The sequence below is a fragment of the Legionella tucsonensis genome (genome assembly GCF_001468035.1).
GTDB classification, from domain to species: domain Bacteria; phylum Pseudomonadota; class Gammaproteobacteria; order Legionellales; family Legionellaceae; genus Legionella; species Legionella tucsonensis.
This window is the reverse complement of sequence record NZ_LNZA01000001.1, coordinates 971,075-996,245: the sequence shown is the minus strand read 5'-3', so window position 1 is coordinate 996,245 and position 25,171 is coordinate 971,075. Positions and strand designations below refer to the sequence as shown.

The window sequence follows — 25,171 nt, the reverse complement described above, 5'->3', positions numbered from 1 at the left end:
AATATGGAAATTCACAAATTATTAAAACGACAACTTGAACATTCACACATTGCTCAAGATAAAAAGCCAGAAACCGAAGAGCAGTGGAACACTTTTATCCAGCGTGTTAATAATGCGTATATGGAAGCAGATCAAGAGCGTTATTTACATGAACGCTCTATGAGAATTTCTTCCCGCGAAATGATGAGCTTGAATGAGAAGCTTGAGTTTGCGCAACACATCGCAGGATTAGGATATTGGTCTTGTGATGGCAACACGGGACATACAATCTGGTCTAATGAATTATTCCATCTCTTCCACTTAAATGTTATTAATAAACCCCCTTCACTTGAAGAGTTTCTGGAGTCAGTTCATGAGCAAGACAGATTTGAGTTATCTCAAAAGATAGAGCATGCTTTAAATAATCGTGTTGATTATGAATGTGAGGTACGTGTAAGAAACCCTAATGGAAAGTACCACTGGTATCGAATAATTGGACAATGCCAAAATGGGGATAAACAGCTTGCTGGTATTGTTATTGATATTCATAAAAGTAAAATTACCGAAGAAAAAATTAAAGAGTTAAATCAACAAATCTCATCCGCCGCACGTCGTGCAGGGATGGCTGAGGTAGCTACAACCATTTTACACAACATTGGAAATATATTAAACAGCTCCAATGTCTCAATTACGTTATTAAAAAATAGCTTCCAACAAGATTATCATAAAAAATTATTGAAAATTATGGAAATGATAGAAAAACATCAAATGGATTTGGCTGATTTTTTAACCCATAATCCCAAAGGCAAGATTATTCCCGAATATTTAATCACACTAACAAAAATTATCGTGGAAGAAAATGAAAAAAATAATATTGAAATTGAAAATCTGCAGAATGATTTGCACCATATAAATCAAATCGTAGATACGCAAAAATCGATTAGCGGGTTATCGAGCGTGAATGAAAAAATCTATCTTCCAGAGTTAATCGAAACTGCCTTAAATATTTCGTTGAGTTCTTCAAAAAATGCCAGTATTAAAATTACTAAAGAGTTTAAACCAGCACCTTTAGTTAGCGTTGATAAATCCAAATTGCTGCAAATATTAATTAATCTAATGCAAAATGCTAAAGAGTCAGTTCTAGAACACACAATTTCCTCCATTAAAGAGATCAAATTGATTGTACAGAAAACGGAAAAAAATTCAGTACAAGTCATTATCAAAGACAATGGGGTTGGCATTAATAGGGATAATTTACAGCGTATCTTTGCTTTTGGATTCACTACAAAAAAAAATGGTCATGGCTTTGGTTTGCACAGTTCGGCCTTATCAGCTCGCGAAATGGGTGGCTCCCTTTTGGCCAAAAGCGAGGGTAAAGGCCATGGCGCGCAATTTACCTTAACCTTGCCGATTACTAAATAGTTCTAGATGAATATGGAGAGCCTGATGAGTGATATACCGCTACATATTATGATTATTGATGATAATCCTTCGATACATCAGGATTTTATTAAAGTTCTGACTTCTTCAAATACCAGATCAGAACTGAATTATTTGGATAAACAATTATTTGATGATGAATCTTCTTTTATGGGATCCTGCGGTTTTGAGATTGAGAGTTTTTTACCTAAATTTATTTTTAATACCGCATGTCAAGGCCAAGAAGCAATTCAAAAAATTCAAAAAGATCTCACGAAAGGAATACATTATGCCTTGGCATTTGTCGATATTAGAATGCCTCCAGGTTGGGATGGCATTGAAACCATCAAACACATGTGGGAGATTGATCCTGATATTCAAGTAGTGATTTGTACTGCTTACTCTGATTACAGTTGGGAGGAAACAGTAAAAAAATTAGGTATGGGAGATAATTATCTTATCTTGAAAAAACCTTTTGACGTGGTTGCAGTAAGACAACTTGCCTGTGCATTAACAAGAAAATGGATCTTAGCTAATGATTCGAAGCTTCATGAGAAGATACTCCAGAAAACAGTAGAGGAGCGAACCGAATCCTTACAACAATCATTATCACTCTTAAGGTCTACATTTGAATCATCCGCTGATGGAATTTTAGTAATCGATTTGAATAACAAGCTCATTGATTGTAATTCGAAGTTTATTTCCATGTGGAATATCCCAGAATCAATGTTAGAGACTAATAATGGCAATATCCTTTTGTACTATATGCTTAACCAGATCATTCAGCCCAAAGAGTATTTGGCTGACATTAATCGTCTTAGAAAAAATATTGATGAGGTCAGTAGGGAAATTGTAACATTTAAGAACGGTAAAATACTGGAATGCTATACTCTTCCACACCGGTTGAATGAGGAAACTATTGGTCGCGTATGGAGTTTTCGTGATATTACAGAACAAGCAAATCTTGAAAAACAACTTAAATATCAAGCCCTGCATGATCCATTGACTCAATTACCTAATCGAGCCTTGTTAATCGATAGAATACAGGCCAGTATTGATCATGCGAAAAAACATGGGCAGCGATTTGCTCTCCTGTATTTCGATTTAGATCGATTTAAATTAATCAATGATAGTTTATCACATGAAGTTGGTGATCAGTTATTGAGCTTAGTTGGACAGAGATGGTCTACTTTAATTCGTGAAGAAGATACCTTGGCCAGGATTGGTGGTGATGAATTTGTTATGATTTGTCATGTATCGAAAAATCAAAATATTGGGAGCATTGCCAGTAAAATTTTAAATTCCATGAGTGAATCATTCAAAATAGCAAATCGAGACATAATAATTACTACTGCTATTGGAATAAGTATTTATCCGAAAGATGGAGAAACCCCAGGTGATTTATTAAAAAATGCCGATTTAGCGATGTATCAGGCTAAAGAGCGAGGAGGAAATCAGTATTTTTTTTATGCTTCTCAATTGCATGAATATTCGGATCAATGTTTTAAACTCGAATCTGATTTACACAACGCCATTAAAAATGAAGAGTTTTTTTTACTGTATCAGCCTCAATTTAATCTTGATAAGAAAGATTTACACTCTGTAGAAGCTTTAATTCGTTGGAATCATCCAGAAAGAGGGTTATTACTTCCCATGGATTTTATTCCTCTGGCAGAAGAAAGCGGATTAATTATACCCATAGGCGAATGGATTATCAGTGAAGTGTGCCGACAAATAAAGTCTTGGCATAAAAAAGGGATGCCATACATCCGAGTGGCGATTAATATCACTACCCGCCAATTACAACAACACAATTTCATATATACTGTAGAAAAAATTTTAAAAACACATTTACTTGATCCCCAATATTTGGAGTTTGAAATTACTGAAAATGTGGTTATAACGCATAGAGACATTATACACGCACTCAATCAACTCAAACAACTTGGCATTCGAATTGCTTTAGATGATTTTGGAACAGGAAATTCCAGTATCAATTATCTGAAACAATTACACATTGATTGCTTAAAGATAGATCAGTCTTTTATACAAAATATAGCTGCTTCACGTAGTGATGAAGTAATTATAGAAGCTATTATTTCTATGGCTCGTAGTTTTAATTTTAAAGTTCTTGCTGAAGGTGTAGAAAACCAAAAACAATTGGATTTTTTAAAACAACAGCACTGTGACGAAGTCCAAGGGTATTTTTTCAGCAAACCGCTGACATCCGCTGGAATTGAAAAACTTTTAAAGCACCGAACCTAATTGTTGGAACATAGGGACCATGATTCCTTTTAGTACCCTGGTGCAGCGCAGTGAGCCCCAGGATCTCAGGCCTTATAAACGAACCTCTTAAATCCCGGGGTCCACTGCACTGCACCCAGCTTACAAATAAACAGAACTCACCTCAGGTCTAATCTTTTTCCATGCGTTAAATGGGGAATGATTTGGAGCAGTCATTTTATCGACGGGAAGGTAAAAAGTTTGCTCTAACAAATGCTGGCCGCTCAATGCTGCATGCGACACATGATCAGTAAAAACTATCCAAGTGCTCTTGGATGGGAAATCAATTTGCACTTTTTCAACACTTTCCTGATAAGTGTCATCCAACTTCATCGAGTCATGTAAATGCAACATGTAATGATCATAAGGAGAACGCAAAGTTTTGGTTGCTTTAACAAGCCTCAGCATTCTTGCTTTTATTTTACTGTAAGGAGCAATTTTAGGTGCAAAACGATTAAGAACATCAATAAATGGCTCGCCAAGATTCCAAACTCGTGGTTCATTATGTGGATTAATATTACAAAAAACACGTAAAATTCTTAAACCATGTACTGGGCTCGCCGAAAATGAATCAACATGTAATCGAGTATCATCTTTACGTTTTGAGGAAATACGTCCATTAATTTGCGCAGGCCTGAAACTTGTTCTTCCCCATTGTAAATGAGGTACATAAGAAGGTAGAACCGTTTGAATTAATTGATGTGCAAATTCTGCATAACCATGCATCATATGCCTAAGCTTAGAATCCAAACTGTTAACATCCTTTTTAAAGGCACTTAACTTTTTGTTACGAATATCGTAACTTACATTTTTACGGCTGCCATCCAGCACGTTTTCTGACAGCAAAAGTGGGTCTACATCAGCGAAAAAATATTCTGGGAAAAACAAAACATTGCCTGTCTCCAATAGATCCACACTTTTTTGATGATCGATTTGTTCTATATTTTGTGTAAATAAATAAGAATTCATTATTTTACCCTAAATAATGTGTAATTCAGTAAAAATTTAATGCTATATCGCATATAATCCAAAAATCCAATTTTTACTTTTAGCTGGATCATATCATGTCATCTTGTCCTTGTGGATCACAAAATACTTATGAAGTATGTTGCGGCTTATACCTCTCCAACAAGCAACTACCAGAAACTCCTGAGCAATTGATGCGTTCAAGATATACTGCTTACAGCATGGGCAAAATTGATTACATCAAAAATACAATGAAAGGTAAAGCGTTATTAGGCTTCAATGAAGTAGAAGCTGGGCAATGGGCTAAAAGTGTAACGTGGATTGATTTAGAGGTAATGCATACAAGTATGACTGGTCCTGATCAAGGCTTTGTTGAATTTGCGGCACGTTTTTCAGAGCATAATCAAATAAAAATTATTCATGAGTTAAGTGAATTCCATAAGGAAAATGGTCGTTGGTTCTATGTCAGTGGGGTGCACAAAGAAAAATTAAATAAAGTCAGTACACCCAAAGTTGCGCGTAATGCGCCCTGCCCTTGTGGAAGTGGGAAAAAGTTTAAAAATTGTCATGCGAAATAAAATTAGAGTTAAATTATGAATGGTCACTTATTACTTAATATCTTTATCTTTCTTGCTTCAGCCAGCATCATGGTTCCTATTGCGAGTCGTTTCAAACTGGGCTCAGTCCTGGGCTATCTTATAGTTGGTATTCTTATTGGTCCATTTGGATTAAAACTGATAGGAAACTCCCAACAAATTATGAATTTTGGTGAGTTTGGTGTGGTTATGATGTTGTTTCTCATTGGTTTGGAACTGGAACCAGTAATGTTATGGAAGCTTCGCAAACTCATTATAGGCTTAGGTGGTTTACAAGTTCTCTTAACTACAAGTATCTTAACGACAATTGGACTCATGCTCGGTTTTGATTCGCGAGCAACTTTGACAGTAAGTATGGCTCTGTCGCTTTCATCAACAGCTCTTGTATTGCAAATGCTCCAAGAAAAAAACCTGCTCAAAACAGCAGGAGGTGAAACTTCATTTGCTGTATTGTTATTTCAAGATATTGCAGTAATTCCAATATTAATTATTATCCCTTTACTCGCGCAACATGGAAACATACAAGTTAATATCCATGAGACTGCATTCATTATGCATTTGCCAAGATGGTTATATGCTATTTTTGTTGCTGGCGTCATTGGATCCGTTATCCTAATTGGTCATTATTTATCTAGTTATTTGTTTTTAATTATTGCCAAAACCAATTTACGCGAAGTATTTACCGCTTTTTCTCTTGCTTTGGTAGTTGGTGTCACTTTATTAATGGAATCTATAGGTGTTTCTCCTGCCTTAGGTGCATTTATAGCGGGTGTTGTATTAGCCAACTCTCAGTACAAACATGCAGTTGATGCAGACATTCAGCCGTTTAAAGGAATTTTACTTGGATTATTTTTTATTTCTGTGGGGATGGGAATGAATTTCTCTCTATTTTCTCAGAAAGCAATGCTGATTCTCATCGCGGTGTTTGCCTTAATTACGCTTAAAGCTGCAATTTTATATTTTCTAGGATTCTTGTTTGACTTAAGCAAGCTGCAAGCCATAGGTTTTGCTTTTGCTTTATCTCAAGGGAGTGAATTTGCCTTTGTACTCTTTAAATATGCCGGTACAATTAAAGTAATCAGCCCAGAATATGAAGCTTTTTTTACTCTTGTTGTTGCTCTATCCATGCTTGCTACTCCCTTTTTAATCCTTCTTTATCATCGTCTTATCATACCCAAATTTATGAGTTTCTTACCCGAACATGAATATGACTCCATCAACGAAAGAAACGATATTATTCTTGCAGGTTATGGACGTTTTGGGCAAATTATTGGACGTTTGCTTAATGGTGAAAATATAAAAATTACGGTATTAGAAAAAAATGCAGAACAAATTGAGTTACTCAGAAAGTTTGGTTATGTCGGATATTTTGGAGACGCCAGTCGCTTGGATTTGTTAAAAAGTGCTGGTGCTGAACATGCCAAACTCCTCATAGTTGCTGTTGGAAATCCAGATGCGAATCTAAAGATTGTCAAGTTAGCAAAACAACATTTCCCTCACCTCAAAATTTTCGTTCGAGCTCGTAACCGTCGTCATGCTTATGAATTATATCGAGTGGGTGTTGATTATTTCATTAGAGAATTATTTGACTCCTCTTTGAGCATGACCAAGGAAGTTATGAAATTTTTGGGTTACAAACATGAGGACATTCAAAAAAAGGCAATAGCATTCCAAAAGCATGACGAAGAAACATTAATTCAATCGTTTGATTTTTTTGAAAAAGAAAGCGACCTAATCAATTTCTCGCGGCAAGCAAAAGGCGAATTGGAACGCATTCTGCAATCGAGTTAAAAGCTTAGGTGCAATGACTACAACAACACATAGCTATGGAGTATTAACTGTACATGATCAATTTTCAGCAAATTTCTTTAAAAACCTTTCTCAGTGAGTATTGGCAAAAAAAACCTCTAGTGATTCGCAATGCCATTCCAGATTTTACTAACCCATTATCTCCTGATGAATTGGCAGGACTTGCACTCGAAGAGGATGTTGAAAGTCGCCTTGTCTTTGAAACACCCGATGAAAAACCCTATTGGCATTTAAAGCGCGGACCATTTTCTGAAAATGACTTTAATCTCCTACCCTCAACCCATTGGACTGTGCTCGTACAAGGCGTGGATAGATTAATTCCCGAAGTTTATAATTTACTCAATCATTTTGATTTCATTCCACAATGGCGGATTGATGATATTATGATTAGCTATGCCACACTCCACGGCAGCGTTGGGCCTCATTACGATAATTATGATGTTTTTTTATATCAAGCTCTGGGACAAAGAGAATGGTCACTTACTACGAAAAGATGCAATAATGAGAATTACATCAAAAATCTCGAACTTCGTATCATGGAACAATTTGACGTCGAAGAGCGTTTGACTCTTGAAGAAGGAGATATGTTATATTTGCCCCCACATATAGGCCACCATGGTATTTCACTATCCGAGGACTGTATGACCTACTCTTTTGGTTATCGTAGTTATCAAGGCCAAGAATTATTGGATAGTCTTGGTGATTATTTAGCTGAAAAAGGAATGTTCAAAACATTATATCAAGATCCTGATTGGTCACATTTGCACAATACCTCTGAAATCAATCGCCCTGCCTGGCAAACTGCACAAAAATTGTTACAACAATTAATCAGTGACGATAAAATAATAAAATCCTGGTTTGGATGCTTTGCAACACGGCTGGATCAACAGGCAGAGATGCAATTACCTTTGCCGTTAGAAGAAAATGAAATAGCTGATTTATCGCATTTTATTAAGGAAATAAAAACAGGATCAGACCTCACCCGAGACGCAATATGCCGTTTTGCTTATCAAAATTCAGATGGACAATTCGAATATCAGTTTTATGTTAATGGCTGTGAATGGGATACAACTGGAGTTTCTCCTGATTTGCTAAGCTATATTGCCAATAATCGCCATCTATCCCATCAATCTATTGCTGATTATTTAAATACTACACAAAATCAAATATTTATTTATAATTTATGGAAATTGCAATGGCTATACATTGCAGAAAACTAGGGTCTTTTCCTATTTAGCTAACCTGAGTCAAAGTGGCATTTAATTTTCGTGTACCGGAGTACAGAAAATCAGGACAGTTTAGCGAAGATAGTAGAAAATAGAAATAACCCCTAAGGTTTAGTGACTTTCTGCCGCTAAATTAAGTTAAAGACAAAAAATTGTGTGTAAATTGGTTAAATTCAAAAACATAGAGTATAGTTAATATACATACCATAATAAGGACAGGTAATGAAAAAAATAATACTGGCTGTAATCTTGGTGTGCTCAACTGCCTTACTCGTTAACTGCGGCGGCCGTAATCCCTGTTGCGGGACTTGTGCGAGTGATTGTGGTGGCTGCGGCGGTTGCAATGGAAGTTGGTATTAAAAATATCAGGTAACTGCTCACACAATAGCGTTAAAATATGCAGCCTGGGCGAAAGTACCAGGCTCCAATTCAATTCTGCTACATTTATGAGAATAGCTACCCCATGTCTTCATTGCGTACAAGCTGAAACTGCAATTGGCCAAGATTGATTTTATGGCTAAATAAAGTAATAAGTGCGCCAGTTAATACGAATACAATGCCTACAGCGCCCCAGAAATTCAATTTTTCTCCTAGAAGCAATATACCAAAAATTACTACAAATACCGGTTCTAAAACGGATAAAATAGAGGCTTTTTCTGAACTGATGTATTTTAAGCTGTACAGCAACAAAACTATGGGAATTACTGTAGCAATAACAGAGATTCCAACTAAATAATACCACACGCCTATTGAGGATGGGATGGCGAAAGAGTGATTAAAAAGAGAAACCAATAAACTGGTTACCATACACCCCAGACAAACCATAAATGTAGATATATTTGGAGAGAGAGTGTTCCTTTTGCTGCCTATAATATAGCACGCATAAAAAAAAGCAGAAGCAATGCCCAGTAAAATACCCCACAGGTTAAACGACAATGCATCCAAGTCCACCATAAGCGTCATTCCCATTAAAATCACTAAAATGGCTAAATAATAAACCCGGGGTATCGATTGCTCGTAAAAAAAATAGTTGAGCAACATGATAAGTACTGGATAGGTAAAAAAGATAACCATCGCCAGTCCAGAACCTATGTAATAAGTTGCTAAAAAGTAAAGCCAGGTTGATATGCCATAAAAGAAAGCGCCCGTTAAAAAGGCAAAAAACATACTCTTATAAGAAGCGTTGTTTTTTTTTATTTTTGGCAGCATGATAATTAAAATAATCATGCTGGAAATTAAAAAGCGCCAAAACAACATGGTGCTCGCAGATAAATTGCCATTTATTGCGCTTAAACCAAAATAACCAATAAAACCATAAAGAAATCCAGATAAAATAGCAAAGATAGAACCGCGATACTCTTGATTTAATATCATGATAATACTGCCTGAAAAGCTGACTTAAACAAAAAAACGGGTTAGGCTCTTAATCCCACCTGAAAGCACAAAGGTAAAGTTAACCCTACATAAAAAACAAGGACTAGTGTATCATTTTTCCGCATAATAGCATATTGAAAATAAAAAATACATCCTGTATCATTTATTGACTTATAATTGAGACTGTAATCATGCTTCGTTTTTTGCTTTTTATCACTTATTTCTTTGTAGTAGCCACTAATATTTATGCAGACTCTGCTTCGTGTACTGAACATCAATGTATTGCTGTTGTTGATGCAGGGAGTACGGGATCAAGACTTCATGTTTTTGCTTATGATCTTGATGGAACAAACACACCTTCTCATATCACAGAAATATGGTCTAAGAAAATCAAGCCTGGATTTTCAATGATTGAAGCAAATCAAAATACTGTAGATGCCTACATGACAACGCTTTTCTCAGGAGCACCTACTCAGCACATACCTGTTTATTTTTATGCAACTGCAGGAATGCGTCTTGTGCCACAAACCAAGCAAAAAATTTATTATCAGGAAGTACAAAAATGGTTTAATCAGAAATCTGAATGGAGACTTGTAGAGGCAAAAACCATTACAGGGCATGATGAAGCATTATATGACTGGCTTGCGGTAAATTATCATATAGGAGCACTTAAATCATCTCCTAATGAATCAGTAGGTGTTATTGATATTGGGGGGGCATCAGTACAAATTGTTTTCCCCATGCGAAATAAAACGGATAATAAAGGAACACACGTTGAATTAGATCTTTACGGCCGCCATATCGATTTATCTGTTCACAGTTTTCTGGGTCTTGGACAAAATGAAATGGCTCACCAACTTCTGGACACAGCTTCCTGCTTCTCAGATGGTTATCCTCTTTCTGATGGAAGTTCTGGACAGGGTGATGCGTTTACCTGTGAGCAAGAGGTAACGCCTTTAATTAAAATGCACAAGGTCAGTAATGAAGTGCAACCTGATCTTTCTGCCAGCCAGATTAATTCGTGGTACGCCATTGGTGGGTTTCCAAATCTTGTAGAAAGCAAACCGTTCCAATTCCAAAACAATCAGTTGACCATTCAAGATTTGCTGCAACAAGCAAATACTCTGATTTGTCATCAACAATGGGAAAATCTCAGCAATCAATTCCCAAACAATGAATACATCGAGTCATATTGCCTCTTACCTGCATTTTATTATGCTTTGATAGTAGAAGGATATGGTCTAACAGTAAATCAACAGGTGAACTATATTCCTTCAGCACAAAATCTGGACTGGACTTTAGGTGTAGTATTGCATCATTGATGCTAAAAGACATTTAATACGGCTGCGACTAATGCAAGTTCACACGGCACCATTCCCTAACGCGTTTTATACACGGTAGTACCAGAGATCTTGCTAATAAAATACTCAGCATCTCATAAAATCTTATAATTCGTCTAAAGAAAAATCCTCGAGCCTTAAAGCGATTGGTTGGCCATAAAAAGAACATAAAGCATCACGAAATTTTTGCGCACGATGTGATAATCCATGTTTACAATAATGAACTACCTGCATATATACTGCCTGTTTAAAAACACTAGTATCTGATTCCGTACCATTTAAGTTGTCGATACTAATATAAAATTTATGCCCAGCAGCCTTTGAAAGAATCCATTCCATTGCTTGCGGTTTTACTTCAACTTGTTGAAACAAAGCCTGTTGTTCTGTAGTACGTCCATCAGGCATATACCAATACCCAAAATCGACTTGCTTTCTACGCTCTTCTCCGGCAATGAGCCAATGGGAGCATTCATGCAGAGCGCTGCTAAAAAAACCATGGGCAAAATATAAAGCGTTGTAAGGTTGCTGTTCACCGGCAGGTATATAGATAGGCTCATTATCTCCTTTAACCAGCCTGGTATTAAATTCTTCACCGAAGCAATTATAAAAAAGTGTTATTAAATCCTGATATTGATGCACAAATAGCTTTTCACTCATTAATTTATACATACTGGCTAATTTATACTAATATATTTAAAGAGTCATTATTTTTATGAGTTCTAGGAATATTGGAGTGCCGAAGATAAAAATGCAAAAAAAAGCACTGTCGTATCGATTAGGAAGATTTATAAATAAGCTTCGCTGGCCAATTATAGGCTTATGGTTGCTTGTGATATTACTCTGTATCCCTTTTTTACCGCACATCATTGCTCCATTTAAAACAACTGGATTTATTGATGAGAGTTCATCAAGTGCTCATGCTGAAAATTATATGAATAAAAAATTGGGATATAACGATAAGAATAAATTTCTTATTATGTATCATAGCAATAAACTTTTAGCGACCCAGGCTCAATTTAAGAAAAAAATTAAAGAATCATTATCTGATTTAAAAGATTTTCCAATTAAACACGAAATTATTTACCCTGACGACAAACATCAGATTTCAAAGGATAAACATACCGCTTATGTGGTGGTGATCATCAAAACCAATAAACAGCTTAGTGATGATTTATTAAAACAATTTACAGAAGCAATAAAGAAGCCATCACGCATGACCATGGAAATTGGCGGAGAGCCTCTTTTTATACAAAATGTGAACCAACAGACACAAAAAGACCTTTTTAAAGCGGATATTGTTGCAGCCCCAGTAGCGATTATCACCTTAATTCTTGTATTTGGATCGGTAATTGCAGCCACACTCCCCATTATTTTAGGTGGTGGGTGCGCCATAATTATTCTAACTACACTCTATTTTTTAGGACATCTGTTTACTCTTTCTATTTTTACCATCAACATTGCCTTATTACTCGGCCTGTGTCTTTGTTTGGATTATTCATTATTTTTTATTAGTCGATTTAGGGATGAATTAAAGAATGGATTAAATATTGAAGAAGCGATAGCAACAACTCAAGAAACTGCAGGTAAAGCAATTTTCTTTAGCGGTTTAGCAGTTTTTGTGAGCCTCAGCGCATTATTTTTATTTCCGGTCAATATTCTTTTTTCAGTTGCAGTTGGTGGCTTAGCTGCTGTTTTTTTCGCGGTACTCATATCAACTATATTTTTACCAGCAATTCTTGCCGTCCTGAAATCAAAAATAAACTTGCTATCAGTACGTCTATTTAGGAACAAAAATCACTCCAGTTGCTGGCGTTGGCTTGCGGAACGTGTGGTTCATCGCCCCTATCTCTTTTTCTTCCCCATCCTTATTTTTTTATTAGTACTAGGATATCCTTTGTTAGTGTCAAAATTTGGTATTTCAGACTATCGCATTTTCCCAGAAAAATCAGAAAATCGAGCATTCTACGATACGTATGCAAAGAAATTTCAGATTGAGCAATTAAATCCTATAATACTGGTTATCGAATCACCGTCCTCATCAATTTTGTCACGTAATAATCTTTCTAAAATATATAATTTTGTTCAAAAATTAAAGCGCAATCCACTGATCAAAGAAGTCAATGGTATCATTAGCAGTAATTCGGATTTAAAAAAGGGACAGTATTACACTCTTTATCATTTAGATAAAAAATTACTCGATCCCAGCGTTAAACAATTGCTTAAAACAACGACAACCAAGCATATGGCCATCATTAATGTGATTAGCAAATATCCAGCCGATTCCGAAGAAACCAAAGAACTTGTTAATGAATTACAGCAAATAAAAATAGGATCGGGTTTAAAACTACAAGTTACTGGAGTAGCTGCGAGTAATATTGATGTGCTTCATAGTATTTATCATTATCTACCTTATGCCATCATATGGATAATGGTATTTTCATATCTGATACTCCTCCTATTATTGAGATCTCTATTTTTGCCATTAAAAGCAATTATAATGACCTTATTAAGCCTAAGCGCTTCATATGGAGCCCTGGTTTTTATATTCCAGGAAGGATATTTATCTGGAGTTCTTAACTTCCAGCCACAAGGGATGCTCGACATTAGTTTATTAGTTATTATATTTTGTGCTCTTTTTGGTTTTTCAATGGACTACGAAGTATTTTTATTGACTCGAATAAAAGAGGCACATCAGTTAACCAAAGATAACAAAAAGAGTATTATTTTTGGTATTGAGAAAAGCGGTCGTATTATTACGAGCGCTGCACTGATTGTCATCGTGATTTGCTGTGCTTTTTTGATCGCTGATGTATTAATGGTTAAAGCTTTTGGCCTTGGCATCGCAGTTGCTATTTTCGTAGATGCCTTTTTAATACGAAGTTTTTTAGTTCCCGCAACAATGACTCTCTTTAAATCTTGGGTCTGGTATCTCCCAAAATGGTTGGATCGGCTCCTGCCCAAGCTGTAGTCCATCACTTAACATGAAGAACAATTTTTTTGAAATTCAGAATTTTTTTAGAACTTTCTTCCTAAAATAGGGGCTGTTTACTCATAATTAAAATCAATATTCACGCCCAAAGCAAGATCATACCATTTTGGGTTAATTTAACACTGAATTTCTGTGCAAACTATCACCATCCAAAGCAAAGAGATTCCCTCGCCTCACTCAGGACAACACGTTTTGCTTGTATTTTAGGCAAAACATGATTTTACTTTATTCATGGCAATGTCTTTTGCAGCCAGACTAATTTTCTGATAGAGTAACACGGATATTTCGGATCTAAATAAAATAGAGGATATTAAAAATGATACGAGGATTTTTTGCAGGTTTAATGTGTTTGCTTAGTTTCTCTGTTTTTTCATACGGTAGTCCTTGTGGTAATGCTGTTCCTACAAATGATGTAAATTTTTGTGCTTCATTTAAAATCGTTGCAACGTGTTATTGTACTTCTTCTGGTTTACCTTCCGGTATGTGTCAAGATATGAATATGCTTTATGCACGTATGGTAAGTGTATATGGCTCATTGGATAAAGCATGTGCGGCTCAACCCTACACTACAAAACAAGATTGTCTTGATAATTGGAATTGTTACCGCCTTGGTGGTGTGGATTCTCGCGGAAGAATATGTAGTTCCACTCGGAAATCTTGTCAATAAATTTATTAAATTATTAAAGTCAAAAAAATTTGATTCAGTTGGACTTCGGTCCAACTGAACTTCTATTGATTAAAGCGATCTTGGTAGAGTAATTATTGTGCATAATAAAAAATCAAAATTATTTTTATTCTCATTCTTATTTCTTTCTATATCTTGTTGTTTGGCAGAGAAAAGTGATCTACCACAGCACCCTTTTTATGTAGGTGCAATCGGCGGCTTCGGCTCAACCACCTGGAAAGGTTTAGTTCCAACTAAAGAAAATCAGAATATAGCTCTGATGCTCTCAACGCCAATAAAGGTTGAAGAAGGTGGAAGCGTGTGGGGTGTTTTAGCAGGATATGAATTTACTCACTTCTTTGCAATTGAAGTGAATTACACACACTTTCCGGAAGCGAATGTTAATTTCGACTCTATAAGTTTATTCAGCTTCAATCATGATGGATTAGAAACGTTGACATCTCAAACTGAAGTCCTAACTTTGATGGGGAAGCTCATGGTTCCTATTCCTCATTCTCAAATGAAAATTTTTTCCGGCGCTGGAGTGGCGGGCGTACATCGTAAAGATATTGTTGTTGATAATTGGCGTCCAGGACCTAATTTTAGTGTGGGCGTAAATTATAATTTTACAGAGCGGATAATGGGAGAGATTGCGGGATCTTTTACTGCTGGCTATGGTGAATCGCAGCTTAACCCAGCAGACGCGTATTATCCTTTTCTTTACTCAGTCGCTGCCCATCTGATTTTTCGTTTTTAATGTTTTTAAAACGAAAATGCTATAACGTCCCAACTTAATATAACTCGGATTATTGTATAATCCGGGTCTTCTATTACAACCTTTAAAATAATCGTTTAGCTCGGCGTACTATCTTATTTGCAACAATAGATGTGAACGGCTATCTTGCAGACACTTTTATAACTAATTTAACAAAACCCTAAGGTGATGGGTTTCCAAACTTACCTCTCTTATAAATGATATAACCTGATAAGAATAAAAATAACTACATGTGTTTACCAATATAGTATTCAGCATAGCATTTTTCTAAATTCGATTTTAGATTTACATTTTCAATCCCTAATCGCTCTACTAAAGTCAAGGTATGCCGTATATGGGCTGCTTTCGCTCGTGTAACTTTGAAAGGCATAACACAATTAATCTTCTGGGAATCTGAGCTTTCTTCAAGTAAATTTTTTTTGGTAAGCGCATCAACATGCTTGCATTTCTTTTCTGCATCCGGTAGAAAATTTTTTTCTTTTATAAGACAACGCATTACATGATAATAGGTATGTATTTGCTGATAAGTCAAATCAATATGTACTACATTATCATCACTATCATTATAAATATCCATAGTTGGATTTCGAGAAAGCAAAGGATTATGCATTCGTGCAAGACCTACTTTTTCTATAAGTTTATCTTGGATAGAAGAAGCTTTTGAGCTTTTATCGGAAAACCAATAGGAAAATATAAGAGCACTTGCAAATATACCTCCAGCAATACTCAGAAAAGTAAGTGCCGGTAAGATACCGACAAATGCAAGACATGTACCAATAAAAACTTCCAATGCAGGTATAGAAAACTTCCAATTTTTTATAAGAAAATACATACATGGTCGGACTGCGTAAGTATACGGAAATAAAAAAAGACTATAAATTAAGCTTCTACCCAGTGTATAAAACCAAAAATTGCGTGTTTTCCGTTTGGCATTATCCAGTTCTGCCTCAATGTAAGTAAAGTTTGTACCTGCAAAACCAGCATAATTTAAAAAATGGTCACAAAAACTATTAGGTCCTTGTTTTTCTTTGGGCGGGGTTACCTGAATAATATACCAATCATCCTTCCAAATTCCAAAAGCCGACACGGGATCATTTCCTTGTTTTTGCACAACAACTTCTGGTTTCTCAGTTAGTTTATCCCAATGATCAAATCTTCTTTTAAACCAGGCATCATGAAGTCCAGCAGGATTTAATGCATCAATGCGTGAAAGTTTATACTTTCCTTTATCAAGAGCAAGCAATAAACTTAAAGATCCTCCCAAGCTTACCCCGCATACATGTATTTTATTTTTTTGTGAGTCGAGCCATTCATGAATTCTTTTTCGTCCCATGCGATAAAGAGATTCACCAACTGTCGCAAAACCCTTGGAATCAGTATTAATCTGAGGTAAAAAACCCTGTCCTGCTGGATAAGTAGTTCCCATAAAAATTAAATGTGACTCTGCCTTCTCATTAAAAATTGGCTCAAGTCCATAAGCAAAAACACGATCTCTATCATGGATAAAATAGTGTCGCCATCCTGTTCTTCCTGTTAACTCAATTGGTTTAACCTGATATTCAACTAACTCCCAATGTCCATTAATGCATTGAGGGATTTTTATGGATTCAAACGGAGTTAAATCGCTATAAGGAAGTAAAGTTAAACAATTACTCAAGTAAAGATTGACTTGTTCTTGTTGCGTATCAGTTAACTTTTTCTCTTTTAGTTGTTCAAAAAGCTCTGAAAAGCCTTGTTGGAAAGCGAAACGTAATTCTCTTAATAATTCATGATCGCGTTGTACAAAAACAGCATAGGCTACTGCAGGAGTTAAAAACTCAGTCCACTGCTCCGTCCATCCCATCATTAAAAGTCGTACTGCATTGCGAGCAATAATTGGTGCCTGCCTCTCTCGATCTACGCCCTCAATAGGTTCAAATTTATGTTGTGGAGAAAAATTAAGATCCATTTCACCTCGAAAAGTAGCTTTTATAGGCACAATATGCATCCCCAAATAATTACAGTTTGTCATTATAACGCCACCCACTAAGTTCTATACATCGTTGCGAGCTCGTTCGGAGTGGATAACGCTATACCTTATCCCGGAGCAAAATTTTGAGAACATTCGAATTTAAATGCATTTGGATGTATTAAATAGGAACGTTCTTGATAGAGGAAATAAGTGCTTATTATAGTTTTTCTTGTTGCAGCGAAGTCACAACAGCCGGACGTTCTGCAGCAATGCTCATGAACTGCTCTATATGTTTATAGGCCGAAAGATCCATTTTAAAATAATAAGCCCATCGGACTATGACAAACAAATAAGCATCTGGTAACGTAAAGTCTTTACCCATCAAATAGGGTCCATTCGCAAGACGCTTATTAACATAGTTCAATCTGGCACTAATTACAGGCATAAAAATGCTTTTTGTTTCCTCATTAAGATTAGGATAGAAAAACATGCCTACCGTTTTGTGCAATTCTGTAGCAATGTAATTGACCCATTCCAGAGTGTGGTATCTTCCTAAATCACCTACTGGTGGTAATAGCTTTTGCCCCGGAGTGATATCTGCTAAATATTGCAAAATAACCTGATTTTCAGTCAGTAAATCTCCATTATCAAGATGAAGCGAAGGAACTGCCCCTTTAGGATTAATCAATAAATAGTTTTCGTCTGATCGTGTTTTTTTTGCTTTCAAATCAACTTCTTCGTCTTGAAAATCTAGCCCTAACTCATTAAGAACGATACGTACAGCTAACGAACACGCTGATTTAGTGTAATAAAGCTTCATATTCACTCCTTTGATTCATATTAAGGTATTAGAAAAACTCAAAAACTACTTATAATATGCTTTTTGTACACACTTGAACACTACTAAAAAATTAGCTCCTCTAACTAAGTCTATTCGTGATTTCCGTTGCAAGATCGTCTTCCACTTCTGCAAGTAAACTCATAGTAGCCGATTGTCTTTTAATGAAAGGAAGAGAGTCCCAGAAATATTCCTTTCTTAAAACGTTTAATACTTTCTGATTATCCTTATCCTCTTTCCACGTATGGATATTTCTTAATAATTCATCAAGAGATAAATTGTTTTGAGGTCCCACGATATTTAAATACAATTCTTTCAATTTCAAAAACTTATCCTGAGTATACTGAGAATTAGGCTCGAGAAATAGCATATTTTCCATTCGTGAATATAACTTTATGATTATCTTTTCTTTTGCCTTATCCGATTCATGAAAAGCTGTTGGAGGAGGTGGGAGCACATAAAAAGGAATATCTTCACTTGGTCTACCATATTGCAATACCGTTTCATACGGTAGATTCACAAAAAAAGAAGAAGAAACTGAAGAAGAAATGTGGGTATGCTGAATTGCTTCAACAAGCTCTATTGCTGAATGTCTGCACGTATTACTAATATTTAATTTACTAAGGTGTGTTTTTAACAGTTCTGTATTGATTGGAAGAAGTAACCTTTTTTCATCGGTAAATTCTAATGTCACCGCATCACTGTTCGTTATACTAGGTGATTTACAGGGCTTATAACATTTAAATTTATTATTAGATGATTGCAACGATTCTAATATCCTTACAAATTCCAAATATTGCTCATAGGTAATATCATAAGCTTGATAAGTGATCGAGCGTGCATCTTTACAAGATCGACTAATTCCTTCATCTTCTAAATGTGCGTCATTCGCAAAAAAAAGAGAATTACAGACGAATCGCAAGCTAAAGAGAAAGTTGGGATTTTCAATACCATCGCCAAACTTACCCACGCGACACAGCACATGTTGAACTTTGTTCTGGTCGTATAATCCAAGCATTAAAAAAGAATGGGGTCCTTGTTTATTAATTGAAATAAAAAAATGAGCTGTTTTTTTATTAAATTTCAAAAAACGTGGAGTTTTTGACATAACTAATCACTTTGAATCTAAGATGATGAATCATATCACCGATTATTTTATTGAACAATATGAGCCAATTTGATGCACTCAGAGCATTTTAAAATATACATCTCGTACATACAGAGCTGCAGGTCATACATGCATCAACCTAGAGTCATTGAAGGTACTTTATCAATTATTTGCTTGAGCTCTGATTTTCAATTGTTCCAAAGCATTTTGAAGGCGAGTTAACGCCCTTTCCCTTCCCAATAAAGTCAATGTCATATCGATAGACGGAGACATACCAGAACCTGTTACTGCTACTCGTAATGGTTGTGCTATTTTCCCCATATTAATATCAAACTGCGCGCTGATGTCATTAATGCATTCTTGTAAATGATCCTTTTCCCAGGATTTTACCGTTTGCAAACGTTCATAAAGTGCAGTCAATGGCTCTAAAATAACCGGTCGCAAATGTTTTTTTACTGCAGCTTCATCGTACTCAATTGAATCAGTAAAAAAGTACAGACTCATTTGACACATTTCAGTCAAAGTTTTACATCGCTCAGCTTGAATGGCAACTAAATCCGTTAATTTTGGCCCTTTAGAGAGATCAATACCTGCCTGTTCAAAGTACCAACGCAAGGACTCAGCCACCGCCTCGACTGGATCATTTTTTTGATAATGTTGATTTAACCAATACAATTTCTCATAGTTAAAACTTGAAACCCCTCTGCTTACATTCCTTAAATCAAAGCACTCAATCATCTCATTGATGCTAAAGATCTCTTGATCGCCATAAGACCAGCCTAAGCGTACTAAATAATTTAACAAAGCGTGGGGTAGAACGCCTAACTCTTTAAATTGCAATACACCCACAGCACCGTGTCTTTTTGACAAACGCTTACCATCTTCTCCTAAGATCATCGGTAAATGCGCAAATACTGGAATGGAGGCCTTGAGCGCCTGAAACAGATTAATCTGTCTTGGTGTATTGTTAATATGATCATCACCACGAATTACATGAGTGATTCTCATATCTATATCATCGATAACCACAGCAAAATTATAGGTTGGATGACCATCGGAACGTACCAGAATCAAATCATCCAGCTCGCTATTTGCCACATGGATTTCTCCATATACTTCATCGTGAAACGTTACAGTTCCCTGTTCAGGATTCTTAAAACGAATCACAAAAGGCTTATCAGATAAAGACAGATTTTTATCTCGACAATAACCATCATACCGAGGTTTCTCTTTAGCAGCTAATTGTTCCACCCGCAAAGCTTCCAGGCGCTCTTTGCTGCATTCACAACGATAAGCCTTACCCTCATCTAGAAATTGCTGTGCCACTTGTTTGTATCGCTCATAACGCTCAGTTTGATAAAATGGACCTTCGTCATAATCCATGCCTAACCAGGCCATGCCATCCAAAATAGCTCGTACCGATTCTTTGGTTGAACGCTCATGATCAGTGTCCTCTATGCGCAAAATAAATTCACCATGATGACGCTTTGCATAAAGCCATGAAAATAAAGCAGTTCTCACTCCACCCACATGTAAAAATCCAGTTGGGCTTGGTGCAAATCGGGTTCTAACTGTCATAATCTCTTCCACATTGTAAGGAATAAAATAATCGGGCTATAATAACTGACTTTGCAGCCTGGGTGAAGCAAGACATTTGAATATTTAGACTTCTTCCAGAGTAGTCTATATGCACAAATCATATCAGGTTACACAGTGCTGCACTCAAGCTAAAATAAAAATATTACCCGAACTACTTGGTGAGTTATTTTGAAAAGCATTGGTATTAAATATCAACTGAGAATTACTACCCTAATCCCTGCCTTTTTAGTCGCCCTGCTTCTCGCTATTTTTTATAATGGACTATTTGGTAATGACTTAAAACAACATATGTCGCGTCTGGGAGAAGCTTATATCCGTCAATTACTTCCTGCAGCTCAATACGCTATGCTCCGACGTGATGGTCGTACTTTGCAGGGGTTAATCAATGCCTCTACAATTAACCCTGAAGTAATCGCTCTTTCCTTTTACAGTAGTGATGGACAACTGCTAGCCTATCGTGGTGGGAAACATTCTCTGAATAAACCATTTAATCCACCTAAATTTACAGGAGATTACATTGAAAGCAAGCAAATTAATCCTTTCACTATTAATTTCATCGCACCAGTTACTATTCCCAAATTTAATCTTTACTCCAACTCATCCTTCAAGAATCTCCTAAGTCCTATGGCTACTCGTGCAGACGATATTTTAGGTTGGTTATCCATTGATATTGATACGCGCTCCATGATAATAAAGCGCTATCAAATGCTCATAGTCACTATTTTTATTACTCTGTTTGGCTTGCTTATGGGATTAACCATCCACTATTTTCTCTCCAAGCGTATTTATTTACCTATTTCTCGTTTACGTAGAAGCATGAAACAAATTTTGCGAAATGAATTCGAAACGGAAATAAAAACAACCAGCCCCGGTGAGCTAGGTATTATTGAACAAGGTTGTGCTCATTTGCAAAAAAAATACCTCGAAACAATTCGTGATTTGAATCAACATATTGAAGTAGCCACTGAAGATTTGCAGCAAAGTCTTGAGTTGCTAGAAGAAAAAAATATCGAGCTGTCACTCGAAAAGAAAAAAATAGAAGAAAAAAGTCGACAAAAATCAGAATTTATTGCCAATATGAGCCATGAAATTCGCACACCGATGAACGGAGTAATTGGGTTCACTAATGTTTTACTGGAAAGCAAACTTGATCCATTGCAATTGGATTATGTAAAAACAATAAAAACTTCTGCACAAGATTTATTAGGAATAATTAACGACATTCTTGATTTTTCCAAAATCGATGCAGGAAAACTTCTCCTGGATTGTATTCCATTAAATATTCGTCATTGTATTGATGAAGTCCTTACACTGGCAGCACCGAATGCACATAAAAAAGGAATTGATTTAATACCCATAACCGACATTAATGTGCCTAAAATTGTTTTGGGAGATCCCTTCAGAATAAAACAATTTATCACCAACTTGGTGACTAACGCCGTTAAATTTACAGATCATGGTTATGTGCTGGTTCGCACCAAAGTAGAACAAGAAACAGATAAAGATTATACTTTATGCATCACAATTACTGATACCGGTCTGGGTATTTCTCCCGAAGATCAAAGTAAATTGTTTACAGCATTTAACCAAGCCGATACAAGCATTACGCGACGTTATGGCGGTTCAGGCCTCGGTTTAGTTATTTGCAAAAAACTCTGTGAAGAAATGCATGGTCGGATTACATTTACCAGTGAACTCAATAAAGGCTCTAGCTTTACTGCTCATGTTAAAGTCGAAAAGCTGGTCGCTTATGAAATAGAAAAGAACCAAATACACCCCTTCGCTCATTTCAAAATGTTATGTTTTGACGATAATTCTCTACACTTGGAAGCTCTATGTAATGGCTTGGGTTATTGGGGAATACAATGCGTACCTGTAACCTCGTTAAACCACCTTGAAAAAGCCCTGGAGAATAACAAAGACTGTAAAATTGCTTTTCTCAATATTAATAGAGGCTACGAGCAAAAGATTGCTAAAATTATCTCGGAACATAATTATTTTCCTTATGTATTGATTTCCAAATGGCTCATTAATGATTACACTGCACTTGGTAGTAAAGGCTTTTTATATAAACCAATTAGTATTCAAAAGCTTCAAGATGTTATTGAATCACTTACTAGCCAGGAAAATATTGAAAAACCGATCAATCATGAATTGGATAGCTTAAGGGAACAATTACGTTTTATGCACCCGGATTTGCTTATTGCCGAAGACAACCCCGTCAATAAAATGCTTTTGAACTCTTTATTAGGCACCCATGCAAACATGACTTCAGTTGATGATGGTGAAATGGCTGTATCCGCGTGCCATGAAAAAAAGTATGACTTGATTTTACTTGACTTACAAATGCCGAAAATAAATGGTTTAGAGGCAGCGCAACTCATTCGCCAAAAATCACAACTTAACCACCATACGCCCATAGTCTTAATTAGTGCGAATGGCAGTGATGTGAATAGTATTGATCTGAAGAAAGCAGGCGTGGACTACTGTTTACAAAAACCTATAGATGAAAAACAATTACTCACACAAATTCTTCGTATTACAGAGAAAGCAAAACATGCTGCAATCGATTGGCAATTATGTGTACAAAAAGTATCGGGGAATCAAGCACTTGCAGAAGAGTTTCTTGCACGATTTGTTGAAGAACTTCATAAAAATCGTGAAGAATTTATCCAGTTAATGCATGATAAAAACATTAAAAAATTAGGAGAGGCAGCACATAAACTTCACGGGGCATGTTGTTTTTCTGGTGTACCCACGTTACAGAAAAAAGTAGTTCATGTAGAAAAACTGGCTGTACATGCTGCTTCAATTGAAGAATTGGCTACTCCTTTTGCAGAATTAATTCAAAGTATTGATGCAGTAATTAATGAGTACGAAAATCAGAAAATAAGAATTTAATGATTAACTAGCTCTATGCAACTTCTGCAAAAGATAATGAAGATGAGTAGTAACCTAACCAGGAGAAAGAATGACTGTAAAAAATGCAATATATGCTCAATCAGGTGGTGTAACAGCTGTAATTAATGCCTCAGCTTGCGCTGTAATTCAAACCGCCAAGTTATATCCTCAACACATAGGCAAAGTATATGCGGCCAAAAATGGAATTATTGGTGCTTTAAATGAAGAGCTTATTGATACATCACTTGAAAGTGATGCAGATATTGCCAAATTACTGCAAACTCCTTCTGGAGCATTTGGTTCATGCCGGTACAAACTCAAAAATGATGGTGATGAATATGAACGGCTGATTGAGGTGTTTAAAGCACATAACATCGGTTATTTTTTCTATAATGGTGGTGGCGACTCTCAAGATACAGCACATAAAGTATCGCAATTAGGTGCTAAAATGGGTTACCCAATTACGTGTATTGGAATACCTAAAACAGTAGATAATGATCTGCCTTTCACGGATGCCTGCCCAGGATTTGGCTCAGTTGCCAAATATGTAGCCGTGTCCACTAGAGAAGCTGGTTTTGATGTCGCTTCAATGGCTGCATCATCGACAAAAGTCTTTATTCTTGAAGTAATGGGGCGCCATGCAGGATGGATTGCAGCAGCAAGCGGCTTAGCCAGCCAACAACCGGATGAACCGCCGCATATTATTTTATTACCCGAAGTTCCTTTTCAACAAGCGAAGTTCTTGAGTAAAGTTGATGAATGCGTGAAGACTTATGGTTATTGCGTTGTTGTGGTTTCAGAGGGTATTCGCACTACAGAAGGTAAATTTTTAAGTGAAGCAGGAATTCGTGATGCATTTGGTCATGCCCAATTAGGAGGTGTTGCGCCAATTATTGCGCAGTTAATCAAAACTGAACTGGATTATAAATACCATTGGGCTGTCGCAGATTATTTACAACGTGCTGCGCGTCATATCGCCTCAAGAGTAGATCTGGATCAAGCTTATGCTTTAGGTAAGGCTGCGGTAGAATATGCTATCAAAGGTCATAATGCCATCATGCCTATTATCATTCGCGAACGAGATAAACCTTATCAATGGTCTATTGGCCATGTCCCACTAGCTGATGTTGCCAATCAGGAAAAGGCCATGCCTGCAGAATATATTGCTGCAGATGGAATGGGCATTACTGCTTCCTGCAGACAATATTTATTACCCTTGATTCAAGGTGAAGCCTACCCTGATTATATGAATGGACTACCTGATTATGTTCGTTTAAAGAATCAACTGGTACCTAAAGTGCTTAAATAGTCATAATTGTAGCTGAGTGAAACTTAGCCTTGTAGCCTGGGTGCA

The 25,171-nt window shown here is 36.3% G+C and carries 19 protein-coding genes; 12 read left to right on the top strand and 7 right to left on the bottom strand.

Features of this window, described 5'->3' with window-relative positions; all coding sequences use genetic code 11:
• Positions 1-3: 3 nt before the first annotated feature.
• Together Ltuc_RS04270 and Ltuc_RS04265 are read left to right on the top strand one after the other, a co-directional pair.
• Positions 4-1,401, top strand: coding sequence for an ATP-binding protein (locus Ltuc_RS04270; RefSeq protein WP_058520086.1), 1,398 nt, complete (start codon positions 4-6; stop codon positions 1,399-1,401).
• Between the two features lie 24 nt (positions 1,402-1,425).
• On the top strand, positions 1,426-3,663 hold the full coding sequence (locus Ltuc_RS04265) for an EAL domain-containing protein (protein ID WP_058520085.1): 2,238 nt from the start codon (positions 1,426-1,428) through the stop codon (positions 3,661-3,663).
• Positions 3,664-3,783: 120 nt separating this feature from the next.
• On the opposite strand, the gene Ltuc_RS04260 is transcribed toward Ltuc_RS04265, so the two are convergent.
• Positions 3,784-4,650, bottom strand: a complete 867-nt coding sequence (locus Ltuc_RS04260) for a Kdo hydroxylase KdoO (RefSeq protein ID WP_058520084.1) — start codon at positions 4,648-4,650, stop codon at positions 3,784-3,786.
• A 95-nt stretch (positions 4,651-4,745) separates the two neighbouring features.
• Between Ltuc_RS04260 and Ltuc_RS04255 the strand changes: the two genes are divergently transcribed.
• The 4 genes from Ltuc_RS04255 to Ltuc_RS15265 all read left to right on the top strand — a co-directional run bounded on the left by Ltuc_RS04255 (position 4,746) and on the right by Ltuc_RS15265 (position 8,638).
• Entirely contained in the window at positions 4,746-5,225 is a 480-nt protein-coding gene (locus Ltuc_RS04255) for a YchJ family protein (RefSeq protein ID WP_058520083.1), read from the top strand.
• Positions 5,226-5,240: 15 nt separating this feature from the next.
• On the top strand, positions 5,241-7,034 hold the full coding sequence (locus Ltuc_RS04250) for a monovalent cation:proton antiporter-2 (CPA2) family protein (protein WP_058520082.1): 1,794 nt from the start codon (positions 5,241-5,243) through the stop codon (positions 7,032-7,034).
• 53 nt (positions 7,035-7,087) lie between these two features.
• Positions 7,088-8,272, top strand: a complete 1,185-nt coding sequence (locus tag Ltuc_RS04245) for a JmjC domain-containing protein (protein WP_058520081.1) — start codon at positions 7,088-7,090, stop codon at positions 8,270-8,272.
• Positions 8,273-8,500: 228 nt separating this feature from the next.
• The gene (locus tag Ltuc_RS15265; RefSeq protein ID WP_157064596.1) at positions 8,501-8,638 is read left to right on the top strand and encodes a hypothetical protein; all 138 of its coding nucleotides are present in this window, start codon (positions 8,501-8,503) and stop codon (positions 8,636-8,638) included.
• Positions 8,639-8,734: 96 nt separating this feature from the next.
• On the opposite strand, the gene Ltuc_RS04240 is transcribed toward Ltuc_RS15265, so the two are convergent.
• Positions 8,735-9,652, bottom strand: coding sequence for a DMT family transporter (locus Ltuc_RS04240; RefSeq protein WP_058520080.1), 918 nt, complete (start codon positions 9,650-9,652; stop codon positions 8,735-8,737).
• Positions 9,653-9,843: 191 nt separating this feature from the next.
• On the opposite strand from Ltuc_RS04240, the gene Ltuc_RS04235 reads away from it, so the two are divergent.
• Positions 9,844-10,974 (top strand): acetate and sugar kinases/Hsc70/actin family protein, encoded by a 1,131-nt coding sequence (locus Ltuc_RS04235; RefSeq protein WP_058520079.1) that lies wholly within the window; start codon positions 9,844-9,846, stop codon positions 10,972-10,974.
• 123 nt (positions 10,975-11,097) lie between these two features.
• On the opposite strand, the gene Ltuc_RS04230 is transcribed toward Ltuc_RS04235, so the two are convergent.
• Positions 11,098-11,631 (bottom strand): elongation factor P hydroxylase, encoded by a 534-nt coding sequence (locus Ltuc_RS04230; protein ID WP_058521601.1) that lies wholly within the window; start codon positions 11,629-11,631, stop codon positions 11,098-11,100.
• Positions 11,632-11,740: 109 nt separating this feature from the next.
• Between Ltuc_RS04230 and Ltuc_RS04225 the strand changes: the two genes are divergently transcribed.
• From Ltuc_RS04225 to Ltuc_RS04215, 3 genes are all read left to right on the top strand, one after another.
• Entirely contained in the window at positions 11,741-13,960 is a 2,220-nt protein-coding gene (locus Ltuc_RS04225; RefSeq protein WP_083498037.1) for an MMPL family transporter, read from the top strand.
• Positions 13,961-14,297: 337 nt separating this feature from the next.
• The gene (locus Ltuc_RS04220; protein WP_058520077.1) at positions 14,298-14,648 is read left to right on the top strand and encodes a hypothetical protein; all 351 of its coding nucleotides are present in this window, start codon (positions 14,298-14,300) and stop codon (positions 14,646-14,648) included.
• 97 nt (positions 14,649-14,745) lie between these two features.
• Positions 14,746-15,402 (top strand): outer membrane beta-barrel protein, encoded by a 657-nt coding sequence (locus Ltuc_RS04215; protein ID WP_058520076.1) that lies wholly within the window; start codon positions 14,746-14,748, stop codon positions 15,400-15,402.
• 244 nt (positions 15,403-15,646) lie between these two features.
• Here the strand turns inward: Ltuc_RS04215 and Ltuc_RS04210 are convergent, their stop codons facing one another.
• The 4 genes from Ltuc_RS04210 to gltX form a co-directional block, all read right to left on the bottom strand.
• Positions 15,647-17,431, bottom strand: a complete 1,785-nt coding sequence (locus tag Ltuc_RS04210; protein ID WP_238584065.1) for a hypothetical protein — start codon at positions 17,429-17,431, stop codon at positions 15,647-15,649.
• 157 nt (positions 17,432-17,588) lie between these two features.
• Positions 17,589-18,191 (bottom strand): glutathione transferase GstA, encoded by a 603-nt coding sequence (gene gstA / locus Ltuc_RS04205; RefSeq protein ID WP_058520075.1) that lies wholly within the window; start codon positions 18,189-18,191, stop codon positions 17,589-17,591.
• A gap of 100 nt (positions 18,192-18,291) precedes the next feature.
• Positions 18,292-19,317, bottom strand: a complete 1,026-nt coding sequence (locus Ltuc_RS04200; protein ID WP_058520074.1) for a hypothetical protein — start codon at positions 19,315-19,317, stop codon at positions 18,292-18,294.
• Between the two features lie 162 nt (positions 19,318-19,479).
• Positions 19,480-20,895 (bottom strand): glutamate--tRNA ligase, encoded by a 1,416-nt coding sequence (gene gltX, locus Ltuc_RS04195; RefSeq protein WP_058520073.1) that lies wholly within the window; start codon positions 20,893-20,895, stop codon positions 19,480-19,482.
• 186 nt (positions 20,896-21,081) lie between these two features.
• On the opposite strand from gltX, the gene letS reads away from it, so the two are divergent.
• Both letS and Ltuc_RS04185 read left to right on the top strand, forming a co-directional pair.
• A complete protein-coding gene (letS, locus tag Ltuc_RS04190) occupies positions 21,082-23,817 on the top strand; it encodes a two-component system sensor histidine kinase LetS (protein ID WP_133138257.1) in 2,736 nt (911 codons plus the stop codon).
• Between the two features lie 70 nt (positions 23,818-23,887).
• Positions 23,888-25,126, top strand: a complete 1,239-nt coding sequence (locus tag Ltuc_RS04185) for a 6-phosphofructokinase (RefSeq protein WP_058520071.1) — start codon at positions 23,888-23,890, stop codon at positions 25,124-25,126.
• Positions 25,127-25,171 lie beyond the last annotated feature (45 nt).